At 65.5% G+C, this 13,870-nt stretch carries 11 protein-coding genes; 9 read left to right on the top strand and 2 right to left on the bottom strand.

Annotation, left to right across the window (positions count from 1 at the left end):
* Positions 1 to 69: 69 nt before the first annotated feature.
* The 9 genes from ccmI (at position 70) to ASD80_RS00275 (ending at position 11,682) form a co-directional block, all read left to right on the top strand.
* Positions 70 to 1,188 carry a c-type cytochrome biogenesis protein CcmI gene (gene ccmI, locus ASD80_RS00315; RefSeq protein ID WP_056227291.1) on the top strand — a complete coding sequence of 373 codons (1,119 nt, stop codon included), beginning with the start codon at positions 70 to 72 and terminating at the stop codon, positions 1,186 to 1,188.
* Positions 1,185 to 1,658, top strand: coding sequence for a cytochrome c maturation protein CcmE (ccmE, locus tag ASD80_RS00310; RefSeq protein ID WP_056227288.1), 474 nt, complete (start codon positions 1,185 to 1,187; stop codon positions 1,656 to 1,658). Before ccmI ends, ccmE begins: the two co-directional genes overlap by 4 nt.
* Before the next feature lie 163 nt (positions 1,659 to 1,821).
* Positions 1,822 to 3,795: a heme lyase CcmF/NrfE family subunit gene (locus ASD80_RS00305; RefSeq protein ID WP_056227284.1), complete on the top strand. Its 1,974-nt coding sequence runs from the start codon at positions 1,822 to 1,824 to the stop codon at positions 3,793 to 3,795.
* Positions 3,792 to 4,232 carry a cytochrome c-type biogenesis protein CcmH gene (locus ASD80_RS00300; protein ID WP_056227281.1) on the top strand — a complete coding sequence of 147 codons (441 nt, stop codon included), beginning with the start codon at positions 3,792 to 3,794 and terminating at the stop codon, positions 4,230 to 4,232. The genes ASD80_RS00305 and ASD80_RS00300 overlap by 4 nt, the downstream gene beginning before the upstream one ends.
* Before the next feature lie 263 nt (positions 4,233 to 4,495).
* A complete protein-coding gene (locus ASD80_RS00295; RefSeq protein ID WP_056227279.1) occupies positions 4,496 to 6,028 on the top strand; it encodes a Do family serine endopeptidase in 1,533 nt (510 codons plus the stop codon).
* A 64-nt stretch (positions 6,029 to 6,092) separates the two neighbouring features.
* The gene (locus ASD80_RS00290; protein ID WP_056227276.1) at positions 6,093 to 6,764 is read left to right on the top strand and encodes a response regulator transcription factor; all 672 of its coding nucleotides are present in this window, start codon (positions 6,093 to 6,095) and stop codon (positions 6,762 to 6,764) included.
* Between the two features lie 3 nt (positions 6,765 to 6,767).
* Positions 6,768 to 8,186: an ATP-binding protein gene (locus ASD80_RS00285; RefSeq protein ID WP_056227272.1), complete on the top strand. Its 1,419-nt coding sequence runs from the start codon at positions 6,768 to 6,770 to the stop codon at positions 8,184 to 8,186.
* Between the two features lie 223 nt (positions 8,187 to 8,409).
* On the top strand, positions 8,410 to 11,286 hold the full coding sequence (locus ASD80_RS00280) for a bifunctional [glutamine synthetase] adenylyltransferase/[glutamine synthetase]-adenylyl-L-tyrosine phosphorylase (protein WP_056227267.1): 2,877 nt from the start codon (positions 8,410 to 8,412) through the stop codon (positions 11,284 to 11,286).
* Positions 11,287 to 11,682, top strand: coding sequence for a hypothetical protein (locus tag ASD80_RS00275; protein WP_056227265.1), 396 nt, complete (start codon positions 11,287 to 11,289; stop codon positions 11,680 to 11,682).
* Here the strand turns inward: ASD80_RS00275 and ASD80_RS00270 are convergent.
* Together ASD80_RS00270 and ASD80_RS00265 are read right to left on the bottom strand one after the other, a co-directional pair.
* Positions 11,679 to 11,858 carry a hypothetical protein gene (locus tag ASD80_RS00270; RefSeq protein WP_056227262.1) on the bottom strand — a complete coding sequence of 60 codons (180 nt, stop codon included), beginning with the start codon at positions 11,856 to 11,858 and terminating at the stop codon, positions 11,679 to 11,681. The two genes, ASD80_RS00275 and ASD80_RS00270, sit on opposite strands and share 4 nt — an antisense overlap.
* A 1-nt stretch (position 11,859) precedes the next feature.
* On the bottom strand, positions 11,860 to 13,422 hold the full coding sequence (locus ASD80_RS00265) for a PAS domain-containing sensor histidine kinase (RefSeq protein ID WP_056227259.1): 1,563 nt from the start codon (positions 13,420 to 13,422) through the stop codon (positions 11,860 to 11,862).
* Between the last annotated feature and the right edge of the window lie 448 nt (positions 13,423 to 13,870).

Raw genomic sequence — 13,870 nt, 5'->3', positions numbered from 1 at the left:
AATGCGTCCGCCCCACGATCTCGTGTTTTGGTGGTTTTTCGCCGTATTGGGCTTATAGATGACGCCATCTTGCCGCGCGCCGGCGTCAAGCATTCGGGCCCCATGCTCTTCTGGTTCATCGCCATCGCTGTTACCGCCATTGCATGCGCTGCACTTTTTTACGCAGCGGGCCCGCGTGCGGTCAACGCAGCAGCCCCCGAATTGGACGATGCCAACAGTCATTTTCGCCTGGTGCTGGCCGGGATCGACGCCGATGTCGCTGCCGGCAAGCTGGGCGAGCCCGAAGCAGTAGCGGCGCGGGGTGAGCTGGCGCGCGAAATCCTGCGACTCAAGGCCGAGGCCGGGCGGATGGTCGCACCCCCGCATGGGCTTGGCCGGATGCCGCTGCTGGCGGGCCTTGGCGGGATCGCCGTGTTGGCGCTGGGGCTCTATGCCATGCTGGGCAGCCCGGACCTGCCGAGCCAGCCGCTGGCCGGGCGTGACGATGCCATGGCCCAGCAGATCGACCTCGATGCGGCCATTGCCCGTATCGAGGCGCAGCTCACCGCCAATCCCGACGATTTGCGCGGCTGGACCGTCATCGCGCCCGCCTATCTCGAAATGGGCCGCTATGCCGATGCGGCACGGGCCTATCGCCGGATGATGGAACTGGGCGAGCCGACGGCGGACCTGCAGACCAGCCTTGCCGAAGCGCTGATGCTGGGCGCCGACGGCGCCGGGTCGGCGGAAGCCATGGACCTGCTGCGGGCGGCCGCGGCATCGGACCCCAACCATGTGCTGTCGCGGCTCTATATCGCCGCCGATCTGACCCGCGCCGGGGATTACCCGGCTGCCGCAGCGGCCTGGCAGGCGGCGCTGGCTTTGTCCAAGGGGGACGAGCCCTGGCTGCCGGCAGCGCAGCAGGGGCTGGCCGTGGCGCAGAATGGCGGCGTTGCTCCGGCCAATGCGCAGGAAGCCGAAATGATCGGCCAGATGGTCGGCGGCCTGGCCGACCGGCTCGCCGCCGAGGGCGGCAGCATTGCCGAATGGACGCAGCTCGTGCGCGCCTATCTGGTGCTCGATGATACCGACAGCGCCCAGGCTGCCTATGACGCCGCCGTGGCGTCCTATCCGCAGGCCTTCGATCGGGGCGATCTCGATACGCTGGCGCTGGGCGCCGGCCTGACTCTCAATGGAGCCCAGCCATGACCATGCCTTCCACAATCCGCAAGCAGGGTTGGTCGCGCAAGCAGAAGCGGCTGGCCGTCATTGCCGGCCTCGCGGTGGTCGTGGCGCTGGCGACGACGCTGGTGCTGGTGGCCCTGCGCGACCAGATCGTGTTCTTCTATTCGCCCTCCGACGTTGTCGCCCGCGAAGTTGCCGCGGGCACGCCGATCCGCCTGGGTGGTCTGGTCAAGGATGGGTCGTGGGTGCGCCAGGGGCAGGACAACAGCTTTACCGTTACCGACGGGGCCAGGGATATCGCCGCCCGCTATACCGGCATATTGCCCGACCTGTTCCGCGAAGGGCAGGGCGTGGTGGCCGAGGGGAGCCTGGGGCCGGACGGGACGTTCATGGCCACCAATGTCCTGGCCAAGCATGACGAGAACTATATCCCCAAGGAGGTCGTCGAAGCCCTGAAAGCCAGTGGCGAATGGCGGCCGGAGGGCGGGGAGTGATGAACCTGGGTGTTCGGCTTTGTCTCCCTTCACCCCTCCCTTTGGGGGAGAGGTCGGCGCGTCAGCGTCGGGTGAGGGGGCCTTTACTGGGTGCGGTGCGGGGGAAAGGCCCCCTCACCCGACCCAAGAGGGTCGACCTCTCCCCCGAAGGGAGAGGTTAAGCATGAGCATCGAACTCGGTCACTTTGCCCTCATCCTGGCTTTTGCCATCGCCACGGTCTCGGCCGTTGGCGGCTTTGCCTTCTGGCGTTCGGGCCAGCGTATCGCGCTGGTGCTGAGCCAGGGCGCCGTGCTGCAATTCATCCTTATTGCTGTCGCCTTCGCGGCGCTGATCCAGGCCTTCGTCACCTCCGATTTCAGCCTGCTGCTGGCGGCCAACAATTCGCATTCGCTGAAGCCGCTGATCTTCAAGATTTCCGGCGTCTGGGGCAATCACGAGGGCTCTATGGTCCTGTGGATCTTCATCCTCGTCGCCTTTGGCGCCATGGTGGCTACGTTCGGACGAAAGCTCCCGCATGACCTGCTGGCGCTGGTGCTGGCGACGCAAAGCCTGCTGACATCAGCTTTTGCTGGCTTCACCATCTTCACCTCGAACCCCTTTGCCCGGCTGATCCCGGCGCCCATCGAGGGCAATGACCTCAATCCGGTGCTGCAGGATATCGGCCTCGCCATCCATCCGCCGCTGCTCTATGCCGGCTATGTCGGCTTCTCGATCTGCTTTTCCTTCGCCATTGCCGCGCTGGTTTCCGGCCGCATCGATCAAGCCTGGGCGCGCTGGGTACGGCCCTGGACCATGCTGAGCTGGACTTTCCTGACCCTGGGCATCGCCATGGGCTCCTACTGGGCCTATTACGAACTCGGCTGGGGCGGTTGGTGGTTCTGGGATCCGGTGGAAAATGCCAGCTTCATGCCCTGGCTGGCCGGCACCGCTTTGCTGCATTCGGCGCTGGTGATGGAAAAGCGCAATGCGCTCAAGATCTGGACGGTCTTTCTCTCCATCATCACCTTCTCGCTCTCGCTGCTTGGCACCTTCCTGGTGCGCTCGGGCATCCTGACCTCGGTCCACACCTTCGCCAGCGATCCCACGCGCGGGCTGGTCATCCTGACGCTCTTGGCGCTGGTCATTGGCGGGGCCTTTGCGCTCTTCGCCTTCCGCGCCGCCTCGTTGCGGCAGGGCGGGCTGTTTGCGCCGGTCAGCCGCGAAGGGGCGCTGATCCTCAACAACCTGTTCCTGGCGACGGCCGTCGGTGCGGTGCTGGTCGGCACGCTCTATCCGCTGCTGCTAGACGCGCTGGCCGGCACCACCATCTCGGTGGGTGCGCCTTTCTTCAATCTCACCTTTGGCACGCTGATGGCGCCGCTGCTGCTGGTGCTGCCCTTCGGGCCGCTGCTGGCCTGGAAGCGCGCCGATATCGTTAGCGCGGCGCAAAGACTGATCGGCGCCGCGGCTCTGGCCATCTTTGTCACGATCCTGATTTCGGCGCTCAGCGGCATCGCGGTCTCGCTGGCCCCGCTCGGGCTGCTGCTCGGCTTCTGGGTTGCCTTCGGCGCCATTGCCGAACTGGTCGATCGCAGCAAGCTCGGCCGCATTCCGCTGGCCGAAAGCGGTCGCCGGCTGATCGGCCTGCCGCGCTCGGCCTGGTCCACCGCCATCGCCCATTTCGGCATCGGCATCACCGTGCTCGGCATCGTCGCCACCTCGGCCTGGGAGACCGAACGGGTCACCACGCTCAATCCGGGCGAAAGCACCGAGCTATCCGGCTATACCATCGCCTTCGACCGCTTCGACACCGTGGAGGGGCCGAACTACCTGTCCGACGAGGGCCACTTCACCGTCACCGCGCCCGATGGCGGCACGCGCCAGATGCTGGCCGACCGGCGGACCTATGTCGCCTCCGGCATGCCCACCACCGAAGCGGCCATAGAGACCTATGGCTTTTCCCAGCTCTATCTCCAGCTCGGCGAACCGCTGGACAATACCCATGTCGTCCGTGTCTGGCACAAGCCGTACATCACCCTGATCTGGCTCGGTGCCATCCTGATGGCCTGCGCCGGGTTTTTGTCGCTCACCGATCGCAAGCTGCGCGTGGGCGCACCGCGCCGAGCCGCCAAATCCGCTGCGCAGGCTGCGGAATGATCTGGCTCCGCGCCCTCCTGCTAGCCTTCTGCCTCGCGACGCCGGTCATGGCACTGAGCCCTGACGAAGTGCTGCCGGACCCGGTGCTGGAGCAGCGCGCCCGCGACATTTCCGCCGGCCTGCGGTGCCTCGTCTGCCAGAACCAGTCCATCGACGACAGCGATGCCGATCTCGCCAGGGATTTGCGCGTGCTGGTGCGCGAACGGCTGGTGGCAGGGGACAGCGACGAAGCGGTGCGGCAATATCTCGTCGACCGCTACGGCGAATATGTGCTGCTCAATCCGCGCGTGAACAGCCATACCATCCTGCTGTGGATCGCCGCGCCGGTATTGCTGCTGGCGGGTTTGGGCACGCTGTTCGTGGTTGGACGCCGGCGGCGAGTGGTGGAGACGGAGCTGAGCGCAGAAGAGCAGGGAGCCCTGGACGAGCTGGAGTAGCAAGCACCCTGCCACGCCCTCGTGGTTCGAGGCGCGCGAAGGACGCGCACCTCACCATGAGGGCTACTCTTGGCGCGGTGTACCAGTGGGAGCGTAGCGACCCTCAAACCACGAGGGCGTGGCACTGGCAATGCCACATTCCCCGCCCTATTCCCGCCGCCAACATTGCCAAGGTTTAATGTTGGCGCAACCTCACAGAAAGATCGCCCGTTCCATATCTAGGCCCACAAGCTGTTGAGGGCTTGCCGAAGGAGAATGATTTTATGCGCTCGACCATTCTGAAGCGTACCAGCCGCTGGCTCGGGGCCTCTGCCCTGGCGCTGCTGGTGGGTATCGGTGGTGTTTCCACCGCGTTCGTCATGACCGGTCAGGCCGCGACTGCCCAGGTGCAGAACGCCGCCCAGATCATCGTACCCGAGGCGGTCCAGCCGCAGGCCGGCTTTGCCGACCTGGTGGAAGCGGTCAAGCCTGCCGTGGTCTCCATCCTCGTCGAAGCCGAGGAAAGCCCCCGCAACGTGCAGCGCCGCGGCGGCGAGTTCAATTTCAACTTCCCCGACCTCCCCCCCGATCACCCCTTCCACGATTTCTTCGACCAGTTTGGCGACCAGTTCGGCCAGCAAGGTCCGCGTGGCGAGCAGGCTCCCCGCCATTTCATGGCCGCCGGCTCGGGCTTCGTGATCTCGGCTGACGGCTATGTCGTCACCAATAATCACGTCGTCGAGGACGCCACCAAGGTAACGGTCGTGTTCGATGACGGAACCGAGCAGGTTGCCGAGATCGTCGGCACCGACGAGCGCACCGACCTCGCCGTGCTCAAGATCGAGGGCACCGACCTGCCCTTCGTGAACTTCGAAACCGAACAGAGCCGCGTCGGCGACTGGGTGGTTGCCGTGGGCAATCCGTTCGGCCTCGGCGGCACCGTGACCGTTGGCGTCATTTCGGGCTCCGGCCGCAATATCGGTGGCTCGAACTATGGCGATTTCCTGCAGATCGACGCGGCGGTGAATACCGGCAATTCGGGCGGCCCGGCCTTCAACACCAAGGGTGAAGTGGTCGGCGTCAATACCGCCATCTATTCGCCCAATGGCGGCAATGTCGGCATCGCCTTCGCCATCCCGGCGGCCACCGTCAAGGGCATCGTCAACCAGTTGATCGATAGCGGCACCGTGACCCGCGGCTATCTCGGCGTCGGCATCCAGGACGTAAACCGTGACATCGCCGACGGCGTCGGCCTTGCCGATGCCAAGGGCGCCATCGTCAGCAATGTGGCCGATGACGGCCCCGCAGGCCCGGCCGGCGTCAAGTCGGGCGATATCATAACCGCCGTCGATGGCGACAAGATCGACGACGCGCTCGACCTCAGCCGCACCATTGCCGGCAAGTCGCCCGATTCCACCGTCGAGCTGACCATCTGGCGCGATGGCGCCGAGACCACGGTTTCGGTGAAGCTGGGTACGCTCAATGAAGAAGCCCTTGCCCAGGCCGACCAGGGCCAGTCGCCAGTTCCGCCGGCTCCGCTGCCGGCCGAGACCAGCGTCGGTCTGACGTTGGTGCCCAACTCTGACGGCTCGGGGGGGCTGCTGATCCAGAATGTCGAGCCTGAATCGCCTGCTGCCGCAAAGGGCCTGGCCGTTGGTGACGCGATCCTCGAGGTCAACAATACGCCGGTCAATACGCTCGAAGAGTTCGAGTCGGCGCTTGACGCGGTCAAGGCGCAGGGCCGCAGCACGGCTCTGGTCAAGGCCAGCCGCGACGGCAATGATCGCTTCATCGGCCTGCCGCTGGCGGCCGACTGATCTCCCGACGGTCCCGGGCTTCAGCCCGGGGCCGCCCTCCCGCCACTGACCACGGAGCGTCGCGGTGAAAATCCTGCTGATCGAAGATGATCGGGAAGCCGCGAGCTATCTCATCCAGGCGCTGGACGAAGCCGGCCACATCACCCATCACGCCGCCGATGGCGAAACGGGTTATGCCATGGCCTCGGGCATGGATTACGATGTCCTCATCGTCGACCGCATGCTGCCGCGCCGCGACGGCCTGTCCATCGTCGAGTCGCTGCGCGCCGAAGACGACAAGACCCCCGTCCTCATCCTGTCTGCCCTGGGCGAAGTCGATGACCGGGTGACCGGCCTGCGCGCCGGGGGCGACGATTATCTCACCAAGCCCTATGCCTTCACCGAGCTGCTGGCCCGCGTCGAAGTCCTCGCGCGCCGCTCCAGCCCCTCCGAGGCGGCCACCAGTTACGAGGTTGCCGGTCTGACGCTGGACCGGCTGTCCCGCAAGGTCGAGCGCGATGGCGAGACCGTGCTGCTGCAGCCGCGCGAATTCCGCCTGCTCGAATATCTGATGAAAAATGCCGGCAAGGTGGTGACCCGCACCATGCTGCTGGAAAATGTCTGGGACTATCATTTCGATCCGCAGACCAATGTCATCGACGTGCATATGTCGCGCCTGCGCTCCAAGATCGACAAGGGCCACGCGACCCCGCTGCTGCATACCGTGCGCGGCGCCGGCTACATGATCCGCGAGTAGATCTTGACCCGCTTCGCTCAACTCTGGCGCACGTCGACGGTCAGGCTGACGGCGACGTTCATCCTGATCTTCTCACTATTCGCCATCCTGCTGCTGGCCTTCATCACCTGGCAATCCAGCGTGCAGATCCAGCGCCAGCAGGCCAATGACATCGACCGCGAAGTGCGGGTGCTGCAGCGCATTGATGCCACCCAGGGCATCCGCGCGCTGGCCTTTGCCCTGGAGCGCATTTCCCGCGCGCCGGGGCCGGGCGTCTATTATCTTGGCGACGCTACCGGCCAGTACCTGCTGGGCAATGTCACCGACGTCCCGCCCGATGTGCTGATCGAGCCGGGCATCTACAGCTTCGACTATGAGCGGGCCAATCCCTTTATCGATCCGCCTGATGGTGCCGAATCCCCGCCGCGCCGGATACGCACCGGCTTTGCCGTGGTGCGCTCGGTCGAGCTGACCAACGGCATGCGGCTGGTCGTCGGCCGCGATGTGGTGGAGCGCCAGGGCTTTTCGGCCATCATCGTGCAGAGCTTCCTGTTCGGCGTGCTCGGCATCATCCTGTTCTCGCTGGTGGCCGGCGGCATCACCGCCCGTCGCGTGCTGCGCCGCATCGACACCATCCGCGATACCTCGACCAAGATCATGTCGGGCAATCTCAGCGAGCGTGTGCCGGTGACCCGGCGCAATGACGAATTCGATGGCCTCGCCACCAATCTCAACGCCATGCTCGACCGCATCGAGCAATTGCTGCAGGGCCTCAAGGAGGTCACCGACAATGTCGCGCATGACCTCAAGACGCCGCTGACCCGCCTGCGCAACCAGGCCGAGACGGCTTTGCGCGACGGCGCCAGCGACGAGACCCGCCAGCAGGCGCTGGAAACCACCATTGCCGAGAGCGACCGGCTGATCCAGACCTTCAATGCCCTGCTGATGATCGCCCGCGCCGAGGCCGGCGCCCCCTCGGGGGCGCTTGCCGACGTCGATGTCAGCGCCGTGGTGGCCGACGTGGCCGAGCTTTATGGGCCGGTGGCGGAGGACGAGGGCATCGTGGTGGAAACCGGCATCGATGCGGATGTGCACCTGCATGCCAACCGCGAACTGATCGGCCAGGCGATGGTCAACCTGCTCGAAAATGCGGTGAAATACGCCAAGCCCGAAGGGGAAGGGCAGGGGCGCATCACTGTCGGCCTGCGCCGGCTGAATGATCGGGTGCTGATCGAAGTAGCCGACAATGGACCCGGCATTCCCGAGGCCGACCGCAAGCGCGTGCTGGAACGCTTCGTGCGCCTGGAGAAAAGCCGGTCGGAGCACGGTTCGGGCCTTGGCCTGTCGCTGGTGGACGCAGTGGCCCGCCTGCATGGCGGGGAATTCCGGATAGAGGACAGTGCGCCGGGGGTGAGGGCCGTGATCGACCTGCCGGGGGCTTAGTGCTGCTATTGTCCAAGTGAGTGGAGCCACCCCTCGCCCCTTGTGGGAGAGGGTGATTTTTACGGCGTTCAGCCGGAAAAATCGGGTGAGGGGGCTGCGCCCTCCCTTGCTTTGATGCTGGTGGGTAGCTCCGTGCCCCCTCATCCGCCCTTCGGGCACCTTCTCCCACGAGGGGAGAAGGGGAGCGCTTGCCGGCTTGCGTTAGCCAAGTTATCCCTCGCTCATGGCCATCACGCTTTCCGCCCTGCCGCCCATCGCCACGCCGCTTTTCGACGCCTGGCTCGCTGACCTTCCGGCCGATCAGCGCGCCGCGCTCGCTGCGGCCGCCCCCTCCATCGGCCCGCTGCTCGAATCCGCGCCCTACCTGCTTGATCTGGCCCAGGACAATGCCGACTGGCTGGTCGCCACCCTGGCCGATAGTGCCGATGGCGGCTTTGCCGACATCATCGACACCGTCGAGGGCGCCACCGCCGCCAACGAGGAAGAGCTCGCCCCCATTCTCCGTATAGCCAAGGGCCGCACGGCGCTGCTGGCCGCGATTGCCGAAACCGGAGGCGCCTGGACGACCGCACAATCCACCGCGGCCCTGTCGGACCTGGCCGACGCGGCGCTCGATGCGGCGCTGAACCTGCTGATGCGCCAAGCCGCCGACAAGGGGCTGCTGGCTATCCCCGCCAGCCAAGCCTCCGCCGCCAATTCGGGCCTCGCCATCTTCGCCCTGGGCAAGCATGGCGGCCAGGAACTCAATTATTCGTCCGACATCGACATCGTGGCCTTCTACGATCCCGCCAAGGCCGTCCTCGCCGACCCGTTGGAGGCGACCAAAATCTATTCGCGCATGGTACAGCGGCTGGTCGCGCTGATGGAAGATCGGCAGGCGCATGGCTACGTGTTCCGCACCGACCTGCGCCTGCGCCCCGATCCCGGCTCGACCCCCGTCGCCATCTCCTTCGATGCGGCGCTCGCCTATTACGAAAGCCGCGGCCAGAACTGGGAGCGCGCCGCCTGGATCAAGGCCCGCGCCTGCGCCGGCGACCGGCAGGTGGGCGAGGCCTTCCTGCGCGAGATGGCGCCCTATGTCTGGCGCAAGCATCTCGACTTCGCCACCATCGCCGATATTCAGGCGATGAAGCGGCAGATCAACATCGCCAAGAATGTCGGCGATATCCGCGTCGAGGGTCACAATGTGAAGCTCGGCCGCGGCGGCATCCGCGAGATCGAGTTCTTTACCCAGACCCAGCAGCTCATTGCCGGCGGGCGCGACAAGACCCTGCGCGTCAAGCCGACCGCGCATGCGCTGGCAGCCCTGGCCGACGCCAACTGGATCACGCCGAAAGCCGCCACCGAGCTGACGCAGACCTATTGGTATCTGCGCGCCGTCGAGAACCGGCTGCAGATGCTGCGCGACGAGCAGACCCATGTCATGCCGGCCTCGGCCGAAGAGGTCACGATCATCGGCCGACTGATGGGCGAGCCCGACCTGCGCGCCTTCGAAACCGGCTACCGCGGCGCGCTTGAGCGCGTCGTCGGCTATTATTCCGAGCTGTTTACCGAGGGTGAAAGCCTGGGCAGTGGCGAGGGCAATCTTGTTTTCACCGGCAACGACGACGATCCCGGCACCGTGGAAACGCTGTCCGCCATGGGCTTCGCCAATCCGTCCAAAGCCATCGAAATGGTACGCAAATGGCACTATGGCAGCTATGCCGCCACCCGTGCCGCCGCCGCTCGCGCACATCTGACCGAATTGCTGCCCGCGCTGCTGAACACGCTGGGCAGCGCCGGCAATGCCGATGAAGCACTGGCCAAGTTCGACGACTTCCTGTCCCGCCTGCCGTCCGGCATACAGCTTTTCGCGCTGCTGCGTACCCATCCCGATCTGCGCACGCTGCTGGTCCAGCTCATGGCCTCGGCGCCGCGCATGTCTGAAGCGGTGATCCATCGCGCCCACGTTATGGACGGCCTCATCGATCCGGCCTTCGCCAATGAAATCACCCATCGCGACGTGTTGGTCGCCAAGGTCGATGCCTTCCTCGCCGAGTCGCGGTCCTATGAGGAGATCATCGACCGCGCCCGCATCATCGGGCAGGAGCAGAAATTCCTCATCGCCGCCGGCCTGCTATCGGGCACCGTCAGTGCCACAGGGGCGGGCGAGCAGTTCGCCGCCCTGGCCGAAACGCTGGTCAACCGCCTGTTCGGCAGCGTCCGCGCCGAATTCGAGCGCCGCCACGGCCAGCTTGCCGGCGGGCGCGTTGCGCTATTGGCCTTCGGCAAGATGGCGAGCCGCGAGATGACGGTGACCTCCGACCTCGATTTCATCCTGCTCTACGACGCACCCGATGCGGAATCGAACGGTGACAAGCCGCTGACCACCAACCACTATTACACCCGCCTGACCCAGCGCCTCGTGGCGGCGGTGACCTCGCCGACCGCCGAAGGCGTGCTCTACGAGGCCGACATGCGGCTGCGGCCCTCGGGCAATGCCGGCCCGCTGGCCACCAGCCTTGCCGGCTTCCGCGCCTATCACCGCGACAATGCCTGGACCTGGGAACACCTGGCCCTGAGCCGGGCCCGCGTCATCGCCGCCGATAATGCCTTCGGTGCGGAGGTCGACGCGGCCATTGCCGAAGTCATGTCGCGTAGCCGCGACGTGGTCAAAACCGTGGATGATGTCGTTTCGATGCGGGCACTGATGGCCAAGGAACGACCGGCCCGCCACCCCTTCGATCTCAAGCTGGCCGAAGGCGGGCTGGTCGACCTCGAGTTCATCGCCCAGTCCGCCCAACTGGTGGCCGGCGCCGCCATCGGCCTGCCGCAGGCGCCCACGGTCCGCGTGCTCGCTCGCCTGGCCGAGGCCGACCTGGTGCCGGAGGGGGCGCGGATGGCGGAAATCCATGCCATCTATGCCACGGTGCTGCAGGTCATGAGTTCGGCCCTGATCAGCCCCTTCAAGGACGAAGCCTGGACCGGCGCCTTCAAGGAGTTGCTGGCCGGCCTGACCCATTACCCCGATTTTACGCGACTGGAACTCGATCTGGTCCAGATGCGTAGCGAAGTCAGCGCTGCCGCTGCGACATGGTACGAGAAGGCAAGGGGGCTTTAGATGGCGCAGCAGACCCTGGCGAAAACCGTTCTGGCGATCGGGATCGACCCGGCCTTCGCCGACCTCAGCGCCATGCCGGGCTATACCGTGGATGTGGTGCGGGCCTATCTCGACGCACAGATCAACCGCATCGGCGAATTCGGCTACGAGGTCGAGAGCTGCCTTGTCGACCTCGGGGATACTGCCGAGGGGGTTGTCGAAAAGGCCCTCCGGTCGAAGGAGTTCGATTGCGTGGTCATCGGCGCGGGACTGCGCGAGCCGCCCGAGCTGCTGCTGCTCTTCGAGAAGGTGGTCAACCTGGTCCACACGCTCGCGCCGGGCGCCAGGATTGCATTCAATTCCAGCCCAACGGATACGGCGGAAGCGGTCCAGCGCTGGCTTGGATCGCCGGACTAGACCTCGGTTCGTCGCGGCGGCACCGGCGTTCCGCGCTGCTCAAGTGCGCGCTTGACGCTTTCGGGAATATCCCGGCAGCCGCATTGTTCGGCATGCTCGATATGCCATTCGATGCGCTGCTCGATATTGGCGTTCCTGGGCATGCGGTGGGTTTCGTGCCAGTCCCGGTTGATCATGTCAGGCCGCTTTCATGGCTTCCGACGCGGGCAACGGGAGCGAAATCGCCACGGTCGTCCCCAGCGAAGGACTGGAGTCGATGGCCAGGTTCCCCCCGCTCAGTTCGGCGATGGCGCGGGAGATGGAAATACCGAGGCCCGGACCGATGCCGTCGCGGGTAAAGGTGGAGTCGCCCAGGGCAAAGGGCTGCGACAGGCTCGCCAGCCGCTCCTCGCCCATGCCCAGGCCGGTATCGGTGATCTCGATGACCACGCCGTCGCGCGCGGCGAAGGCGTTGAGCGTCACCTTGCCGCCGGATGGCGTAAAGCGCAGGGCATTTTCGACAATATTGGCGACCATGCGCGACAGGCCCAGCCGGTCCCCGTTCACCACAGCGGCGCAGGGCTCGCCCAATACGAACAGCACGCCCGCGCGCGATGCCTGCGCCTGGAAGCGCTGGATGGTGCCGTCGAGCAGGTCATCGATGGAAACCGGTTCGCTGCGCAACGGCTTCTGTCCGCTTTCAAGTTCGACAAGATCGAGGATGGTCGCGAATGATGTCAGCAGGTGTTCACCCGAGCTCTTGATCGACTGCACGTAGTCGGCATAGCGCTCGTCGCCCAACGGCCCATAGGTCTGGTGCCGCATCAGTTCGGCGAAGCCAATGATGTGGTTGAGCGGGGTGCGAATGTCGTGGCTGAGATGGGCGAGGAAATTGGTCTTGGAGCGGCTGGCCGCTTCCGCCTTGAGCTTTTCCTCATGGTAGCGCCGGGCCAGCAGGCGTTGCTCCTGCCGGATGGCGTGGAGCATGGTGTCGGTCTTCCTGGCCTCGGTCACGTCGCTGATCAGCGTCATGATGGCGCCGTCGCCCAGCGGCCTCTCGTCGATCAGCAGGCAGGAGCCGTCCTCGCGGTGCAGCTCCACCATCTTGCTGCCGTCGTCCTCGTTCAGCAGCTTGATATAGCCGCCCATGGTCAGCCGTTTCACGGCCTCCGGATAGGTGGTGCCGAAGCCGTTGATATCGAGCCGGCTGCGATATTGCTCGTTGCAGACGATGAGCTTGCCGCTCCTGGTCCAGCAGGCGACGCCCATCGGGATCGCCGCGGCGAGCGTGCGATAATTGTGGCGCTGCACCATGTCGGGCATGTCATTGCGCCGCCGCCGCGCCACCAGCAGCACGATCAGTCCCACCAGCCCGAACGCCGCCGCGCCTCGCTGACCGATACCGGACCAGGCGCGGCCCTGTTCGGTTTCGAGCGACAGCACGCCATGCGGCGCAGCCGGCACCCATTGGCTGGTGAGGGCATTGCTGCCCGGCACGGTCGATGGCACCAGCAGGCTGGCGCGGGCGATACCGGCGAAGCGCTGACTGGAGGCGCTGACGACTGCGCTGGCCGCTTCCGGCGCCATGTCTTCGATTTCCGAAGCCAGCACATGCCCGACAATGGAGAGCTCGCGACGGGCATCATCGAAGGTGCGGACGGTGTCGTAGACCACGAACAAAGTGGCGGCCATCAAGGCGGTGAGCGCCACGGCGATGGTGATCGGGGAAAAACTGATGCGGAACGGCTGTGTCGGGGGCACTTGCCCGCCGTTCGCCGGTTGGCGGAAACCCGCCTGACTCCTGCCAGCGCCGAATCCGGTAACGCTGGCGCCGGATGCCTCCGCCGACCGCATGTAATTCTCCCGATCTGTGAGGCTGTTCCAGCCCGCCCGATTTGCCCTTTAACAAACAATGAATCACCCCGACTCACCTGTCCAGACCCCCTTCGGGCACCCCGGAGGGCAATCCGGAAAATCGCGAGTCGTCTGAATCACTTAGCCGGTGAAGAAAAATTCTTCCAACAATGGTGGACGTTTAGGCATGCCAGCGCTTGTGCCTGTCCGCCAACCTGAGGGGAGGCTGAGCACATATGGGTTGGCGGGCGGCAAATATCTCAGAGGGATCAAGGGTGGGGGGATGTTTAGCCCCGATATCCGGGCTAAACGACACCCCCACCCAGCCTCCCCCGTCAAGGGGGAGGAGCCGCGC

It is taken from the genome of Devosia sp. Root635 (assembly GCF_001427605.1).
Taxonomy (GTDB): domain Bacteria; phylum Pseudomonadota; class Alphaproteobacteria; order Rhizobiales; family Devosiaceae; genus Devosia.
This window is presented reverse-complemented; position numbering and strand designations above follow the sequence as displayed.

Coding starts and splice junctions, on each gene's coding strand:
- ASD80_RS00280 (WP_056227267.1), top strand. CDS start 8,410: ATGGCCATCACGCTTTCCGCCCTGCCGCCCATCGCCACGCCGCTTTTC.
- ASD80_RS00300 (WP_056227281.1), top strand. CDS start 3,792: ATGATCTGGCTCCGCGCCCTCCTGCTAGCCTTCTGCCTCGCGACGCCG.
- ccmE (WP_056227288.1), top strand. CDS start 1,185: ATGACCATGCCTTCCACAATCCGCAAGCAGGGTTGGTCGCGCAAGCAG.
- ASD80_RS00305 (WP_056227284.1), top strand. CDS start 1,822: ATGAGCATCGAACTCGGTCACTTTGCCCTCATCCTGGCTTTTGCCATC.
- ASD80_RS00270 (WP_056227262.1), bottom strand. CDS start 11,858: ATGATCAACCGGGACTGGCACGAAACCCACCGCATGCCCAGGAACGCC.
- ASD80_RS00295 (WP_056227279.1), top strand. CDS start 4,496: ATGCGCTCGACCATTCTGAAGCGTACCAGCCGCTGGCTCGGGGCCTCT.
- ASD80_RS00275 (WP_056227265.1), top strand. CDS start 11,287: ATGGCGCAGCAGACCCTGGCGAAAACCGTTCTGGCGATCGGGATCGAC.